Below are 17,221 nucleotides of genomic sequence, written 5' to 3'. Positions count from 1 at the left end.
GTAGTCCTCGTGTGAGGGACAACCCATGTCCGCCGGTGACTAACAGTCCATGATCCGGTTACCCAGCTCGACCAACCTGGGATTGAGGACGTGCAGCGCCATGACGAACTCCATGAGCGCGCCCCGGGACCGTACCCGCACGAAAGCGGCCCGCTTGAAGGCCTCTTCGTACGCGTCGGCGTCGCCCTTCAGGAACTGTCCGACGTTGATCAGGAGATTGCGTACCACCGCCGTATCGGCGCCCATCGAGGGCAGCGCGGCGAGCAGGGACGGCAGGCTGGCCAACGCCTCCGGACTGGCGTCGCGGGCGAGGGACGACAGGATGGCGTCCAGCCGGTGCATTCCGGGCTCGCGCAGGAAGTCGCGCCCCTCGGGCGTCCGTGCCAACGTCCGCAGGGCCGCGTTGTCCGCCCAGTCCCGGGCGGCCCGGTCCAGATCGGCGTCGAACTGGTCGAGGGCGGCGTCGACCCGGTCCGGCGCGAAGCGGGCACCGATGGCCGCGATCCGGACGCCGGCGGCGAGATCCGCGCTGGCCTGGAGAACCCGTGCGCCGAGGAAGCCTTCGAGCGCCGTCCGCTCGTCGCCGGCCGGCACCGTCCCGAGCGCTCGGCTCAGCCGGTCCGGGTCGGCCGCCCGGGCAGCCAGCAGTTCGGCGATGATCGGCTGTCGGGCCTGGTCGACGAGGACCGCCAGCACCCCCGGGAGCTGATCCGCCGACTGCGTCGGCTCACCCAACAGCCGGGTGTACGCGTCCAGTCCTTCCCGCCGCACCGCCTCCGGCGTTCCGTCCGGCAGGTCGGCCACGAAACGGGTGTACTCGTGGGCGAGGCGGAACAGCCTCCGCAACGCCTGCATCGAGTCGGCGTGGTGTTCGGGACCCGTCGCCACCACGTGGGATCGTGCGGCGTCGTACGCCAATTCCCGCGCCTGCGGGTCGAGGTCACCGTGTTTGACCTCGGAGACGCGCAGGTACATCTCGATCAGCTCGTCGGCACGCGCCCGCCGCCTCTCCTCCCTCCGAACCTCGGCCCTCCGACTGCGGGTGGCCGAACGCTCGTCACCGGTCGGCACGGGGCTGGCCTCTTCGTCCGTCCGCACCGGCCCGCGCTCTTCGCGCAGCCGGTCCGGCTCGGACGTCGAGGCCGTCACCGGCTCCTCGAAGACCGCCTGCCGCCGGACCCGGTCGGCGAGGGACGCCAGCACCCGTTCGAGCTGATCGGCCGCGTCAGCAGGCGCACCGAGCAGTCGGCCGAACGCGTCCAGTCCGTTCCGCCGCACGACGTCCGGGGTTCCGGCGGGCAGGTTCGCCACGAACCGGCTGTACGCGCCGGCAAGGCGGAACTGCGCCCTCAGCGCCTGCACCGCGTCGGCGCCGAGATCGCGGTGCGCCGGCACCACGAGGGTCTGCGCGGCGTATCGGGCGATCATGCGCGCCTGCGGATCGAGGTTCCCGTGCTCGGTCTCGAAGTCGCGCAGTTGTGTCGTGATCAGCTCGTCGCCGCGCGCCCGCAGTTCCTCCGCCTCGCGGATCTCGGTCATCTGCTTGGTGACGGCGTCGACGAGCTCGGCGTGCTGGCGTTCGAACTTGTCGGCGGCGGCGGCGACCCGGGACATCTCGTACTGGGCGGCGTCCCATGCCTCGCCGGCGATTCGGCCTACGGCCTGCTCGAACCCGGCGACCATCCGCTCGACGAGCTGCGGGTCCGCGCTCTCCCACCGCGCACGCAGTGCGGCCACGTCTCCGGTCGTGCGCCGGAACGCGACGATCCGCTCGTAGAAGGGCTCCCGTTTCCGGAACCGCTCGATCAGATCGGAATAGTCGCCGCGCGCCGTCGCCTCCGACGCGCTGCCACCCGGACGGTCGAAGATCGGCTCCGCCTCGCGAACGAAGTCCCGTTCCATCTGCGCGTGCGACTCACGAAGCGGTCCGGCGATCACTCCCACCACGCGACGCCGGAACCCGTCGGCGAGGTCGGGCGGGGTCAGCCGTGCGACGGCGGGCGTCGGCGTTTTCCGCGTCGGTTCGGGAGCGAGTACGGGTTCGGGCAGAGCGTCGCGCACCTCGTTGATGAGCGCGGCGCGCAGGCTGGCGGCGAGCGTACGCACCTGTGGGCTGATCTGGCCCGCCGCGGCCCAGGCGCTGACGGCACGGTCGAGCTGTTCGGTGAGGTCCGCCGCCGGGCGGGTGGAGTGCTGGCCGGGAAGGGCACCGGAGAGCCGTGCCGCGGTGAGCCCCGACACCAGGCGTTGCCCGAGTTCGAGCAACTGGTCGAGTTCCCAGTCGGCGACCTGCGCCTCGCGCCAGCGCGCATGCTGGTCGGCCACCACCGCGTCGACATCGCCGGTCAGCCTGCTGGTCAGCTCGGACCGCCGGCGGTACTCGTCCAGACCGTCGAGGATCCGGCTCTGCTCGGATTCCCAACGCTGGCGGGCCAGGCCGACGGAGAGGGCAGAGCCGCTGTGGCTCCGGTAGAGCCGGTCGAAGGCTCGAAGGACCAGCTCGCGGGCCTGCGGATCGGCGTTGCTCTTGTCGAGAGCACCGACCAGCACGGCACGGTCCGCGCTCCGCATCCGGTCGCCGGCCGTCCACTCGTCCAACCACCGCGTGCTCTCTGCGGCGGTGCGGTCGTACTCCTGCCGCCAGCGCGCCCGGTCGTAGTTCCAGTCACGGGCGAACCTGGAATCGAGGTCGGACAGCACCTCGGCCCGGAACGCCGCTGGGGCGGCCATCGCGGCTTCGTCCACTTCGGAACCGGTCCGATGGTTCCGCAGTAGTTCCGACAGGCGCTCGTCCAGAGCCGCGCGCTCGGCGGCGAAGCCCACGCCGTCCCGCGCCGGTATGCGGTCGCGGAACGAGTCCACGAGCGCATCGTCCGCGCCGCGAACGAGAAGCGGAACGATCCGCTCGACGAGCGCGTCCCGCTCGGCCGGCCCGAACAAGGCGGGCAGATCCTTGATCGTGACCACGTCGAGATACCGCCCTAGAACCTCTCCGGCCGTCTTCGTGTCGGCGGCCGGCGCGAGTTCCCGAGCCCGCGCGGCGATGGTCCGGACGGCGAGCCAGGAATCCAGCCGGGGCAGCATGCCGCCGACATGATCCGCCCACCACTCCTGCTGCTCGGAACCGAAGACGGCGCGCGAGGGGAATCTCCTGTCGAAATCCTTGGTGACCGCGTCGACGAACTCGGCGGTGGCGGTCGCAACCTCGTCGGCGGGCAGACCCGACCGTGCCGTCGCCGTTTCGAGGTGCGGTCGCAGCACGGTCGCGATGTCCTCGCGAGCCCGCTGCCGCCGAGAGTACGAGTCGAGCGCGGCCGGCGCCTCCGCCAACCGCGCCGCGAGCCGGTCCGGCCACGTGGTGACATCGAGTTCCCACCACCGGGCATGCTTCTGGTCGAATTCGCGCAGCACCTCGGCACGGAAAGCCGCCACGGCGGCCGGCTCACCCGGAAGCCGGTCCACCTGTTCCTGGAGCTGGGTCCGCTGGGACGCGTGATCCGCGGCAGCGGGCGGCACGGTTACCGGATCGGTACGTAGCCACTGCCGCGCAGCCGCGCCCACGTCGCCGTCGAGCCCGACGCCCGCGACGTCGTCCGCGCTGACGCGCCGGACCAGGTACGCGGCGAAGTCGGCCTGTTCCTCGGCACTGAGCCCGGCCGGGAGGTGCCGCCTGGACGTCAGGGAGAGGTGCGGGTCCAGCGCCCTCCCGACCTGACGGGCCAGCCGGTCAATTGTCTGGCTCACCGGACCGTGGTATGCCTCATCGACGCCGTGCCTGGCGACGGCGGTGTCGAGCAGGCCCCGGACGATCCGGTCACCGACCCGCCAAACGGTGAGCCAGCCGTCGAGTTGTCTGGTCAACTCGTTCAGCCGCCGCTGCCACTGACCAGCCTGTTCATCGCTGAAGCGGGACTCCGGCGGGTACGTCGAGTCGAACTCGTCCATGGCCACCTCGCGGAACCTCTCGGCAGCCTGTAGCGCGGGTGTCAGGCTTGCCGACCCGGCAAGGCCGACCGCCAGCGTGGTCGCCACACCGGGCAGTTTCTCGAGGGCGGTCTCCAGCGCCTTGTCGAGGGCGTTGCCGAAGGCCGCGCGAGCCTCGGTTCGGCGCTCCCACGACGCGATCCAGTCGTCTTTCGCGGCCAGCCGTTGCTCAAGCTCAGCGCTCCAGGCCGCCCGGTCGAAGTTCCAGTCCCGCTCGTTCGCGGCATCGAAGCGCTGGAGTTGGTCGTCCCGGAATGCGGTAGGCGCCTCGTCCGTACCCGGTGCCTCGGAGCGCAGTCGGTTCTCGAGCCGGACGCGCTCGTGGGCGAAGTCGGTGGGGTAGTACGAGTTCTTCCACGCCGGGTCGGAGGCCACTGAGTCGCGCTGCACCAACCCCCTCAGCTTGCCGGCCGCCCGCGCCGGGATGACCCGGGCAAGCTCGTCGACCAGGCGCCGCTGCTCGTCACGGCCGAGCGATCGCGCCGGCTCGACCCCGTGGCGGGAAGAACTGAGATCGAGGTACGGCTTGACGACCTTGTCGATCGCGGCGGCGAACCGGCGCGAGCTCTTGTTCTGCGCGCCCCGGCCGGGTGCGAACTGGTGCGCCCTGTCGGCCAGCACCCGGATGGTCTGCCACGCCTGGGAGCGTTTGATGAGCTGCCGGTACTCCCGCTGCCACTCCTCGTACTGCGGAGCGCCGAACTCCTTCCCGGCGGCGACGCGGGCGGTGACCTGTCGGAGTACGGCCGCGCGGAACTCGGCGGCGGCCGGCCCGACGACGTCCACGGCGAGTTCCCGCCGCAGCTCGTCCACCGCGTACGCCCGGACCATCCGCGAGGTGACCGCTGTCGTAGCCGCAGCGATCTGCTGGATGGTGTCGAGGGAGGGACCCGCCTTCCAATCCTGCTCGAAACGGGTGTCGAGGGCGGCCAGCACCTCCGTCCGATAGTCCTCGACCGTGCCGTCGAGATGCCGCCGAACGGCGTGTCCGAACTCGGTGCGCGACAGGCCTGTGTCCCGGAACCGCGAGGTGGCATCGCTACCGCTCAGGACCTGGTATTTGATGTCGGTCTTCGCCTTGGCGAGCGCCGTGGTCAGGCTCTCCTCGACCCGGGCGCGCCGGGTGGCGAAGTCGTTCCCCGGCCGCGTCGGTACCGGTGTGCCACGCAGGTCCTCGGCGAACGCGTCGCGCTCCTGCGGTGCCGCGTCGACGAGCAGGGCGCGGCCCAGCACCTCCTGCTCGCGCGGCCCCATGGAGGACGGCAACGACGATGCCTTCGACAGATCCAGGTACGGCCGAAGCGCCTCGCGCACGGCGGCGGCCTGCTCGGCGTCTTGGGTCCGCTCGACGGCCCGGGCACCCACCGCGTGGGTGACCAGCCAGGACTCGAGCCGGTAGAACATGCCGTCGAGGCGGGTCTGCCACGCTTCGGCGACCGCTTCGCCGTACCCGTTGTGCACCGGATGTGCCCGATCGAACTCCTGCACGACCGCCGTCGTGAACTGCTCGACGGCGTCCATCGACGGGGGCGGGAGGTCACGCCGGGCCTCGGCGATGCGACGTTGTACGACTGTCGGAAGCTCCGTCCGGTCTGCGGTCCAGCGCACGTACGTCGCCACGAACTCCTCGGCACCGGCCAGGTACTCCTCCACCCGGCCCGCCAGCACCTGACGGTCGAACGTCATGCTCGCTTCGGCCAGTTGGTCGAAGCGCTTCCCCACCCGGTCGAGGAATGCCGCACGAGCCTGCGTGACCAGCGGGCCGGGCTCGTACGCCGAGAGAACGCCCTGCAACCGCTCCCCGGCCTGACGGCTCAGCGCCGCGCGCTCGGCGGACAGACCCGCCCCGGTACGGGCGGCCACGGGATCCTGACGCAACGACGTGACGATCTCCTCGCCCAGCGAGGGCACGCTCTCGGCCTTGGCCACCTCGTCCAGCCGCTTACCGATCTCGCCGGCGAGCCGCACCTGTTCGTCGACACCGAGCGACGGCGGCAGGACGGTCTGCCCCGCCGTGGCCAGGTAGGGCGCGAGGTTGTCCGTGACCACCTGCTCCAGCCGCTGCCGGACCTGCGCCACCCGGTCGGCGTCGACATCGGTGGTCGTACCCGGCGCCGGGTGCAGGTGCCGCTGCACGAGCTGTTCGATCCGTTGGCCGATGAGGTAGCTGGTCACCCAGGTCTCGACCGACCCGATCAGCCGGCCGTACTGCGTGTTCCACCGGTTCACCTGGGTCAGGGTGAAACTGGGGACAGCCGCCAAGCTCCGGAACTCGGCGGTCACCGCGTTCGTGAAGGCTTCGCCCGCCGCTGCCAGCGCTGCTGTGCTGACCGAATTGCGGTTCATGGCGGCGAGTGCTGCCGGCACATCGCGCGCGAGGCTCTCGACGAGGAGTCGTTCGGTCTCCTGCCGCAGCGGCTGGGAGTCGATGCGCCGGTCGATGTCCCGTACGGTCTCCTCGATCCGGCGTTCCAGGGCAGCCCGGTCGAACTTCCAGTCCCGCTGGTGCGCGCCGTCCAGCTCCGCGAGCACCCCGGCCTTCAGGGCGGCGGCCGAGGAGGCCCGCGACTCATCGGTCAGACCCGGCGACGGTCGACTGAGCGCCTCCGCAATCGCCTCATCGAGCCGTGCGGCAGTCCGCTCCAGCTCCCCGGCGAAGCCGGCCCGGGCCGACGTCGGCACCGCCTGGGGACCGGCGAGTTCGTCGGCCGCCCGCCGCACGCTGTCCGAGGCGAGCTTGGGCAGCACACCGCTGAAGCCCTCCGCGAGAAGCGTCCGACTCACGCCGTCTGCCACCGCCGGGCTGATCTCGCGCAGCAACGACTGCTGCTCGGCCCTACCGAGGGAGGACGGGAGGCGCGGGATCTCCTGACGCAACGCCGCACCGAACTCCTGGCTGACCACGTCGCCGACGCGTCGTACCTCCGTGTCGAGGAGCTCGCCGCGCTGTCCGGAGAGGAAGTCCTCCGTGACGTCCTTGATCCGTCGTTCCATCATGACGACCGTCAACTGGGTGTCGACCGAGTCGCTCAGGCTCTGGTACCGCTTCTGCCACACGCTGGTGAAGTTGTCGCCGTACCGCGCGCGTTGCATCTCGTCGACGAAGGACCGCCGGATGGCGGCGGCAGCCGCTTCGGGCTCGGCCCGGTCGCCGCCCCGCACGTCGAGACGGTCCACCGCGGCGCGCAGATCGGCGTCGAGCCGCCACTCAAGGTCGACGGCCCACGAGTCCCGCCGCAGGTGGGCGAGGTGGCTGCCGTACTGGTCCCCGTTGCGATGCTCGTCCGCGAGCCAGGTGGTCCGTTCGGAGTCGACCCGCAGGTTGCGGTCGCGGGCGGCCATGAACTCGGCGCGATGCGCGGCGGCCAGGTCGGCGACGACGTCGGACCGCAGCGGCGCCCCGGAGCGGTAGGCCGCGGACCGCTCGATGGTGTGGAACTCCTGCGCCGCGCTCTTGAGATTGCCCAGCGAATCGAGTTCGGCCTCCACCCGGCCCGGCAGGCCGTCGCGGATCTCGTCCACCTTCCGCGCCCACGCCTCGCTCGCCTCGTCGCTCGGGCGGCCCGGGGCATGGATCTCGTCGTACGCCCGCCGGACGTCGGCGGCGAGCCGCGTGCCGAGTCGGTCGAGGCTCGCGCTGTCCAGCGGGCCCGCCACGTCGTGGAGACGGAGCATGAGGGTGTCCCGGCTGAAGCGCACCAGGTGCGGTTCGGCCAGCACATCCAGCTCGGTGGCGAGCCGGTCGCCCGTCAACTCGTCGAAGCGCGCCCTCGCCTCCGCCGGGGATGCCGCGCCGCGCGGCACGTCGCCGGCGCCGTCGACGTCGGCGTCGTCGCGGGGGCGGCTGCTGTGCAGGCCGTCGTCGACCCGGGCGATCAGATCGTCGTGGAACCGCGTCAACTGCTCCGGGGTCAGGTCAGGTCGCAGCCCGGCGGCCTCCCGCACCTCGGTGCGGGTGGCAGCGGCCTGCTCCAACCGGGTGGACGCGTAATGGGCGGCGGTCAGGCGAGCGGGGAAACCGACCGACCGCTCGATGTCCGGATCGGCGCGACGCAGCGACTCGAAGGCACCCCGTACCCGCTTCTCGACGGACGCCAGGTGCTCCGGGGCGAACACGTCGTCCAGTTGCCGCGCCTCGGCCGACCCGGCGAAGGTCGATTCCGGCCGCCACCGCTCCACCCCGAACGCGCCCTCCGGGCCGAACACCTTGTCGAAGGCGTGCCGGGTCTGGCCGGACAGCGTGGCGGCGATCTCGTCGGCCAGAGCGTTGCCACCGATCGGGCCACCCGCCCCGGACACGTCGTCGAGGGCCTTGCGGGTCTTGCTGGAGAGCTTGGCGACAAGATCGCCGGTCATGGCGTTGCCACCGGGACGTACCTCGTCACCGATGGCGCGGCTCCTGGCGAGCCCTTCCAGCAGCGCCGACTCGCCCGTCAGGTACGTCTCGACGTGCCGGCGTACGTCCTGCGTGAGCGTGGCGATCCGGGCGTCGACGGCGGCGGCGAGATCGGTGTGCGGACCGCTCTTGGCCAGGTCGTCGATCTCCTTGGCGGCCCTCGGGGAGAAGCGTTCCCAGAAGGCGGCGATGTGCTCGCCCGTCTGCTCCGGACCGGTCTCCGGGAACAGCTCGGCCCGGTCACGCGGACCCGCGTTCTGGTGGAACGCCTCCTCGACGGAGCTGCGCACCTCGCTGGCCCGCGCCTCCCAGCGCACCTGCGCGTCGAAACGTCCCGGCAGCGCGGACCGGAGTTCGTCGTACTCACGGGCGAAGCCCACGACGTCGGCATGCCCATGCCAACCCTCGCGGCCACCCAGGTACCTGGTGACGAGCGCATCCGCGTCCGCCTCGTACGCCCGCAGCAGCAGGTCCGCGGCTGCCGGGGAGGGCTGCTCCACGTTGGGCTCGACCGACCTGAGGTCGCGGTCGGCCTTCTCCCCCACCAGCCGTCGGGTTTCGGCGAGGTCGAACGCATCCCCGTACTTCTGGGTGCGGGCCGACGTGGCCGGGTCGGCGGGACCGTCGACCAGGTGTGGCGTCGTGTCGCGGCCTCCCGGACGACTGAGCCAGGTGATGCCGGGCCGGTCGCCCATCGGCAGCCGCTCGGCCAGGTGGTGGATCTCCCGGAGAACCGCATCCGGGACGTCCACCCCCGAAGCGCCCACCACCACACGCGTGTCGCCGCTGAGCTCACCGAGCCGGACGCTCAGGGCGTCCGAGACCGCCACCTCCGGCGGCCGGGCCCACACGCCCCACGAGTGCGATTCGAGCGTCCAGCCCTCGCCTAGCCGGTACAGACCGGGTCGGGCACCGGGCGTCAGCCCGAACGGGGCGTCCACGGCCGGCGCCCCGGAACGCCATTCGACGGCGAGGTGGTGCAGCGTGGCGACACCGGTGCTGTCCACCGGATGGGCGACGGCGTCGCCGGGCGCCGGACGGCTCCGGAAGGCGACCGTCAACCCGGTGCTCCGCGCGACCTCCACCAGCGCGCCGTCGTCGAGGAACGGCGCGTACAGCACCACGCCGTCCCGGGCCAGCGGACCCAGGCCGGCCAGGTCCACCTCGGGCCGTACGCCCGGACCGGCCACGATCCGGAGGCCACCGGGCAGCTCACCCAGCCTCCTGGTGGCCCCCACGAGCGCGCTGTCCGCGACGGCCTGGGCGGCGTCGGCGTGCACGACCAGACCGCCGGACGTCGGGGTCACCGCCAGGCCGCGTCCGTGCAACAGTTCGCCGATCTGCCGGCGATGCTCGGCCCACGACTCGGGGGCACTCCGCGTCCGGGACGGTGTCGGCCCGCCGGCCGTGGACTGGGCCTCGATCCGCAGGTCATGCAGGATCTGGGCGGGAACGCGGGTGTCACCGGTGTGCATGATCGCGTCGTACGCGGTCAGCCGCTCGTGGACGTAGGTCGCCTCGAGCCGGTCGAGCATGCTCTTCGGCAGCTTGGCCTGGGACAGCGGGTCCAGGCTGGCGAAGTCCTGGATGGCCCGGTCGCGTACGCCGGCCAGGTCCGGGTGGAGCGCGGACGTCGGCGAGCCGTCCGGGGCCGGTCGCCGGTCCGTGAACGGGTCGCCGCCGACCCGCTCGGACTCGACCGGTCGACGCCCGGCGGTCGCCTCGGGGGCGAAGGCCCGACGTACCTCGGTCTGCATCCGGGCCGCCAGGTCGTCCCACTTGGACAGGTCCGGCCCTCGGCGACCGAGCCCGCGTACCAGGTCGCCGATCTCGGCGTGGTACTTCTCGCGGATCACCTGGAGCGCTCGGGTGACGTCGCCGGCAGAGCCACCGCGGAAGGCGAGGTCGGCCCTGGCCTCCGCGATGTCGTCGGTCACGCGTTGGATCTCGTGGTACGCGAACCCGTCGACGCGCAACTGCTCGCGCATGCCCTGGAATCGAGCTGCCCAGACCTCCTCGGTGGCCTGGAACCGGGCGCTGCCGGGCCCGTGGCCCGCTTCGTAGACGGGTCGCCAGACACGCTCGAACTCGTTGTCCACGGCGTCACGGAACGACGCCCGCCACGTCGCGGCCTCCTCCTCGGGCAACGACTCCAGGGAACGCAGCCGGGGCGCCCCCGCGACCTTGGTCAGGCCGGCGATGTTCCTGGTGGCCAGTACCTCCGCGTTGAACGCCGCGTCCGCGTCCGGGCGGAAGCGTTGCACGGCGGACGCGCTGCTGACCGCAGCTTCCCAGCGGCGATTGATGTGCGCGACCGCGTCGTCGAGCGACCGCGCCGGGTTCTGACCCGGCCGGTACTCGACGCGCTGCTCCCGCTGCACGTACGCCGTCGCGTAACGCTCGTCGGCGAACTGTTTGCCGAGGCTCTTGCTGAGGGTGCTGAACTCCTTGTCCCGGGCGGCGGCCCAGTTCCGCGCCTCGGTCTCGACCTCGCGCCTGACCTGAGCCGCGTCGTCGGCCGCACGCGTGGTCCGCGGATCGCTCCGCTCGCCCACCGCGGCACGGGCGTCCCGGGCAGCAATCGCCTTCGTGTCCGCGTCGAACATCGTCCGAGCCTGGTCGAGGGTCGTGGGTCGGTCGGTCGCGGCCTCGTACCGCCCGCCGCGCGCCTGCTCGGTCCGGTGGTCCCGGATGGCGTTGCGGAAGTCGTCCATCGCCTGCGCGAACTCGGCGCGGTTGGTAGCGCCCAGACGACTGACCACGGGGTCGAACCTGGAGGCGGGAAGGCCGGCACGCCGGACGATGTCGGCGGCCACGGTCTTGACCGCCCCGGCCATCTCGCCCTGGATCGTCGCCGAGAAGTCCCTGCCGATCATCGTCCGGATGGCGGGGAGCTCCTTCGCCACACCGGCCTCGCTCGCGAAGAACGCGGCGAAACGTTCCAACGTCTGCCGGTTCTGGCCGGCCAGTCGACCGGCGTGCGGTCCGAACTGCGCGGCCATCCCCTCGCGGATCGACGACCAGAACTGCGCACGGGCTTCGGCCATCGTCATGGCCCGTTGCGCCGCTGCGGCCTCCTTCGGATCGGGAATCCGCTCGGCGCGTACGGCCTTGGCGGAGACGAGCTCCGCGTGCCGCTCGGACAGGTTGCGGGCGACGGTGTCCAGTTCGGTGCGGCCCGGGTGGCTGCCGCCCACCGTCGAACGGATCTCGGATCGATCGATCGGAGCGCTGCGAACCGGGTCGGCACCGCTCGGACGACCGGCCTCCGGCGACCGCGGGGTGACGCCCGGCGTACCCGCCCTCGTGCCCGAGGTGGCGGGCGCACCGTCCGCCACCCGCGCGGCGCCGCCCGCGGTGGACGGCGTGGGCGCCTCCCGAGTAGCCACACCGGCTACGGCCATCGACTCGGAACCCACCGGCCGTGGGGCGATGGTGACCGACGGCTTGGGCACCGGCCCGGAGACCGCCGGCAACTTACCCGGCAGGGACGGATCGGCACGTGGCACCTTGATGGCGTCGGCCGCCGAGACGGTGATCGCGGTGGGTGGTTCGCCGTGCCCCACGGCCGCCTTCGGCAGCGTGGGGGGCGCACCGACCGTGTGCGGGCTGACATCGACACTCGGCCCGGCCACCGCCGCGTCCCGCGGCGGCGAATCCACCACCTCGTCGGCTCGACCGACGGTGCGGCCACCGGACGAGACGACAGGCGTCGAGGCCTCCCCCACGACCGTACGCGGTGGGTCGCCGACCCGGCCCGATCCTGGCCTGGCCGCCGCCGCGTCCCGTGCCGGACCTCCGGTCGGTTGCGTCCCGGGCGCCGACGTGGCGGCATCCGGCGGACCCACCCGCGCGCTGCCCGGACCAGCGGTCGCCGGGCCGTCCAGCACGGCCCGAGGGCCTGCCGGAGTGGCCACCTGGTCGCCCAGCGGAGGACGCGCCGGGTTACGGACCGCCGACGTGGGCACGTCTCCGGTCACCGCCTGCGGAATTCCCGCGGTTCGCTCCGGCACGGTGCCGCCGCGCGCACCCGAGGCGCCACCCGTCGTGTCCAGCAGGCGCTCGGCTACCGGGGAGATCCGGGCGCTCGACGGAGCCTCCGGAGCACCGGCTCGGAAGCTGCCGGGGCTGGCCGCCGCCGGCCCGTCCACACCAACCCGCGCCGGGCCCGACCCCACTGTCGGAGGACCATCCACAGCCGCCCGGGGACCGCCCGGGCCCACCGCCGGAGGACCATCCACACCAGCTCGGGGAGCGCCTGGCCCCAGCGCCGACGGGCCGTCCACGGCAACCCGGGGCCCACCCGGCCCGACCGTCGAAGGGCCGTCCAGGAAGGCCCGGGGAGGTCCCACGGCCCCCGGCTGGTCGCCCATCGGGGGCCTACGGACGACTGTCGCCGGGCCGTCCCCGGTCAGCGCGCGGGGAACCCCCGGCACGCCGCCGTCCGCGGAAGCCCCGGGAACTCTTTCGAACGCGGCGTTGCCCCGCGCACCCAGCGCCCCACCGGACGCGTCGAAGGAACGTCCCGCATCCGGAGTGATCCGGGCACTCGACAGTGGTCCGTTACCGGCGATCCCCTCCGGAGGACCGGCTGCCCGCTGGGCTCCCGATCGGGGGCCGCCGGCGGCGGCATCGACGTGCGGTGTCGCCGACAGCGGTGGACTGCCGCCCGGTCTGACGGTATCGCCGATCTCTCCGACGTTGCCGACGCCTCTGGAGGTCGAGGGTGTGACGGGCACGTCGACGACATTGCTCACACCGCCCTTGGGCATGCCCCGGCCGAGGCCGGGCAGGCCACGGATGGAACCGAGACCGCCCATGAATCCGGCCAGACCGGCGCTGAGCGCTTCCCAGGCGGTCGGCTTGAAGCTTCCACTACCCGGTACGGAGGCATGTGCGATTCCCCCCGCGGCCATGTCGAAGCCGACCTGTAGTCCTCCGTACGTCAGCACACCCAGGGCGATGTCAAGCACGAGGGTGGCGATGGTTCGGGCCAGGCCGGTGAGGCTCGTCATCCCGATGAGGATGTCGGCGACCGCGGCGAGGATCGGGCCGAGGACGAACGACACCACGAGAAGGATGACCCCGAACACGCCCAGCAGGGCCTGCAAGATCGCGTCAACCTTCTGCTTGCGGAGGAACTCCTCCCACTTCCCGGCCACCTCGCGGAGCGCGTTCGCCCACTCGCGGGCCCCCTGCGCGGCCTTGCCGACCTGCTCGATCACCTTGTCGGCGGCCAAGCGCATCGCGTTGCGGGCCTGGCCCTCCCACAGGATCCCGTCCACGCTGGACCGCACGAGACCGCCGTAGCTGTCGAGCCGCCCGGCCTGCTCGTCCCATTTCTGGGCGAGGGCACGCAGCTTCTCGGGATCCGGATGACTCGGGGGAATGTCGGGATAGGTCACGGCTATCGGATCAGACGTCGCCGTACGTGATCTGGATCGGGTTGTAGAGCGAGTTCTCCGGCCGCTTTCCGTCGTCCGCCTGACCGGTCGCCCCCAGCGCCTCGCTCAGGGCGTCGAACATGTGGAAGACACTGTGCTCGGCGTTGTCGTAGTTGCTGGATGCCTGGACGGCCACCACCCGGATCAGGCCGAAGATTCCCGGCTTGCCGTCCTTGCCGTCACCCTCGGGTTCGCCGAACAGTTCCGCCTGCACCCTGTCCAGCCGCTCGTTGAACGCGTCCGCCGCTGCGGCCGACTCCCCGACCCAGCTGAGCTTCAATTCTTTCCACGTGTCGGCGATCACGTTCCAGCACTCGATGATCGCGGCGATCTCGGCCTTCATCGAAACGTGCGCCGTGTGGTAGATGACGCCCGGCCTCACGTAGATCGCGTTGGCGCTGTCCTCGTACGACGTCGGGGCGTCTGACGGGAAGGGGACCGTCACGGTTGCTCCTCGGTTTCCGGGTACTGGACACCAAGCTAGTGAGCTGCGTGGGCCAGGGGCACGGCCCCGTTTGGGCAGAGCGGGTCACCCCAACGAGGACGTTGCCGGTTTCGGCGTGCGCCCGTAAGAGTCGGGTATGGCCAACGAGGGAGCCAACGTCGTCGATCTGACCCAGACCTGGTCGGATGCCAAGACGATAAACGGCGACAACGGCAACTACACCGATCCGGCGAGCGTCACCCCGAAGCCACCTGATGTCCGACCGGACGGCGAGGGCGGCTTCGAGGATTCGTACGGCCGCCCGACCAATGACAAGGGTGTCCTGGTCGACGACAACGACGTTCCGCTCGACCCGGGGCAACCGTTCATGGGGTCGTTCACGGTCCACCTGGACACGGTCCATTCCGCCGAGCAGACGCTCCTGCACGAGGCCCAGAATCAGATCGCGCAGTTCGAGGCTTTCCGCGACGAGGTGGTCAGCCAGGAGGCGTGGATCTTCTTCGCCGAGAACGCGGAGGACCTGATCCCGCACTACCACGAGAACTACCAAGACAATGCCGGCGACTACACCAACAACAACGTGTTCGAATATCCGGAGGGCACCTACGCCGACGCCAAGGACGGCAACCCGGAGGAGACGGCCAAGCTCGTGCACGCCCAGAACCAGTTGCTCCAGGGCTGCGGCACGGCCATCCACCTGGTCGGTACGTTCATCGGCAAGCTCAACGACGCAGGCCAGATGTACGCCGGCGCCGACCGTGCATCCTGGGCCCCGGACCCGGACTGAGGCCGACCCCTCGCGACGGCGGGGCGGGGCGGAAATACCGGCACCGCCCCGACACCGCCGATCCGCTCAGCCCTGCGGCCGCCAGGTCCTGAGATTCGTCCACTCGCACTCCGAGTAGTTGTTCCAGCTCAGGTTCAAAGCCGATGCGATCAACCCGAGAACCCCCTCCGGCCCGAAGAGTCCATCGGCGGCGAGGTTCCACTCACCCTGAAGACCCTCGTAGTACTCCTTGGCGTCGCCCTGCCACGTCTCCGAGAGCGGTAGGAGCTTGCTCTTGAGCGCTTCGAGCTGGCCGACGATCTCGTTCGCCCGGCCGTTGAGTTGCCCACCCGCGGTCTCCAACTCCAACGGCACCCAGAGGCTGCTGCTCGTGGGGTCACCCATGACGTACTCCTTGCTGTCGAGTCAGAGCTGCGGTGTCAGAGCCGGGCACCGGGGATGTCGCCATTGACGGCGACCAGGCTGTTGATGTTGGAGATTTCCGTGTCGACGTAGTTGACGGCGTTGCCGCGCAGGCCGCTGGCGATGTCGGCCAGGGCGTTGTGCAGCATCCTCCCGTAGATGTCGAAGTCGGTCATCAGCGCGTTGAACTGGTCGGAGGCAACACCGTGCCACTGCGCCTGGAGATTGACCACGAACGACCTGAGCGAGGCGAGCTCCGCGTCGATTTCGACATTTGTGGAGTCGCAACTGGCGGCGGCGTCCGTCACCATCTGCGGGGTTACCTGAACTCTTTGCACTCTGTCCGCCCTTTCGGATTCACCGAGGTGTGACTGAACCGTCGGAGTTGAAGTTGACCGGGGTCAGGTTCTTGAGATTGCCGCCCTCGGCAGCCACGTACTGGTCGTAGGCCTTGCCGAGCGCGATGACCGAGTCGTGGAGGATGCTCTGCACGTCGTTGCTGATCGCGGTGATCCGTCCGACCACCGACTCGTACTGCCTCCCGGCCGGGCTCTGCCAGACGTCGAAGATGCCTTCGGTCTGCGTCTTCAGGTTCGTCAGGTGCCCGTCCAGCAGACCGGCCTGGGCCGCCACGATGTTCTTCGCCCGGAGCAGTTTCGGGATCTCCACCCGGTATTCGAAACGGCTGCCGTCCGGGTTGATCTGATAGATCGGACGACCGTGGGAGTCCGTTCCGATCTTCGTGCCGTCCTGATACGTCGTCACCGTCCAGTCACCCTGGTACGAGATGGAGATGTGCTTGCCGTCCTTGGTGCCGTAGGTGGGCCGACCCTGATCGTCAAATCTGGTGTACGTCCAGCCGTCGACGATCAGGGACGTCACCTGGCCGTCCCCGTTGCGGATGATGACCGTGCCGTCGCCGTACTTCCAGACACTGGAACCGTCGTGGCCGTAGGTGATGGTGACCGTCTCCCCGGCGCCCCCGTTCTTACCCGGCTTGTGACCGGCGAGAGGGTGACCCTCGGCGTCGAACTTGGTGTACGTCCAGCCGTCGGAGATCATCCTGGTCGGGTGACCACCCGCGTCCCGCTCGATGACGGTCCGGGCATTGTGTTCGTCGGTGAACGTCCAGGTGCTGGCGCCGTTCACCCCGTACCTGATGGTGACGTTACCGTCGGGTCCGTGGCCCGTCGTGGGCCGGCCCTCACCGTCGAAGTTCCGGAACGTCCAGCCGTCCTGGACCATGGTGAGCGGCTTGCCGGACGCGCCCCGGGTCAGGGTCATCGTCGTGCCGCCGCCAGGATCCTGGTACGTCCAAGTGGACTCGCCGTTCGGCTTGTAGGCGATGGTGACCGTCTGCGGGGGACGACCGTCCGCCCCCGGCACCCTGCCGTGGACCGGATTTCCGTCTGAGTCGAACCGGTCGAACACTGTGCCGTCGGACGTCGTCTCGCGCGTCGTCGCGCCGGCGGCGGTCCGCTCGACGCGGGTTCCGTCGGCGTACGACCAGGTGCTGCCGCCGTTGGCGAGGTAGCTGATGGTCACGTCGCCCGCGCCGGGCATGGCGGCGTGCGTCGGCCGATTCTCGCCGTCGAACCGGCTGAAGACGGTGCCGTCCGCTGACACCTGCGACGTCAGGTCACCGGAGGGGTCGTACGACACCCGTGAGCCGTCAGCGAACGACCAGGTGCTGCCACCACCGGCGGCGTAGACGATCGTCGCGACACCACCACCATGAGGCAGCACCACATGCGTCGGACCAT

At 70.9% G+C, this 17,221-nt stretch carries 6 protein-coding genes; 1 reads left to right on the top strand and 5 read right to left on the bottom strand.

All coding sequences use genetic code 11. The annotated features are described in order from the left end of the window. Positions 1-39: 39 nt before the first annotated feature. Together ABZ272_RS06070 and ABZ272_RS06065 are read right to left on the bottom strand one after the other, a co-directional pair. Positions 40-13,785, bottom strand: coding sequence for a hypothetical protein (locus ABZ272_RS06070; RefSeq protein ID WP_355048758.1), 13,746 nt, complete (start codon positions 13,783-13,785; stop codon positions 40-42). Positions 13,786-13,795: 10 nt separating this feature from the next. After that, positions 13,796-14,269, bottom strand: coding sequence for a hypothetical protein (locus ABZ272_RS06065; protein ID WP_355048757.1), 474 nt, complete (start codon positions 14,267-14,269; stop codon positions 13,796-13,798). A 136-nt stretch (positions 14,270-14,405) separates the two neighbouring features. Here ABZ272_RS06065 and ABZ272_RS06060 point away from each other — a divergent pair, with 136 nt between their 5' ends. Beyond that, positions 14,406-15,056 (top strand): hypothetical protein, encoded by a 651-nt coding sequence (locus ABZ272_RS06060; RefSeq protein ID WP_355048756.1) that lies wholly within the window; start codon positions 14,406-14,408, stop codon positions 15,054-15,056. 66 nt (positions 15,057-15,122) lie between these two features. Here ABZ272_RS06060 and ABZ272_RS06055 read toward each other — a convergent pair whose 3' ends face one another. From ABZ272_RS06055 to ABZ272_RS06045, 3 genes are all read right to left on the bottom strand, one after another. Then, complete coding sequence (locus ABZ272_RS06055; protein WP_355048755.1) at positions 15,123-15,440, bottom strand: WXG100 family type VII secretion target; 318 nt, start codon at positions 15,438-15,440, stop codon at positions 15,123-15,125. 35 nt (positions 15,441-15,475) lie between these two features. Then, on the bottom strand, positions 15,476-15,796 hold the full coding sequence (locus ABZ272_RS06050) for a WXG100 family type VII secretion target (protein ID WP_355048754.1): 321 nt from the start codon (positions 15,794-15,796) through the stop codon (positions 15,476-15,478). A 19-nt stretch (positions 15,797-15,815) separates the two neighbouring features. Continuing rightward, positions 15,816-17,221: hypothetical protein (locus ABZ272_RS06045; RefSeq protein ID WP_355048753.1), on the bottom strand; the 1,406-nt coding region annotated here is incomplete at its 5' end.

Origin of the sequence: Micromonospora sp. NPDC005979 (genome assembly GCF_040614415.1) — a bacterium.
Taxonomy (GTDB): domain Bacteria; phylum Actinomycetota; class Actinomycetes; order Mycobacteriales; family Micromonosporaceae; genus Micromonospora.
Note: the sequence above shows the minus strand (reverse complement) of the source record. Positions and strands in the feature narration are given on the sequence as shown.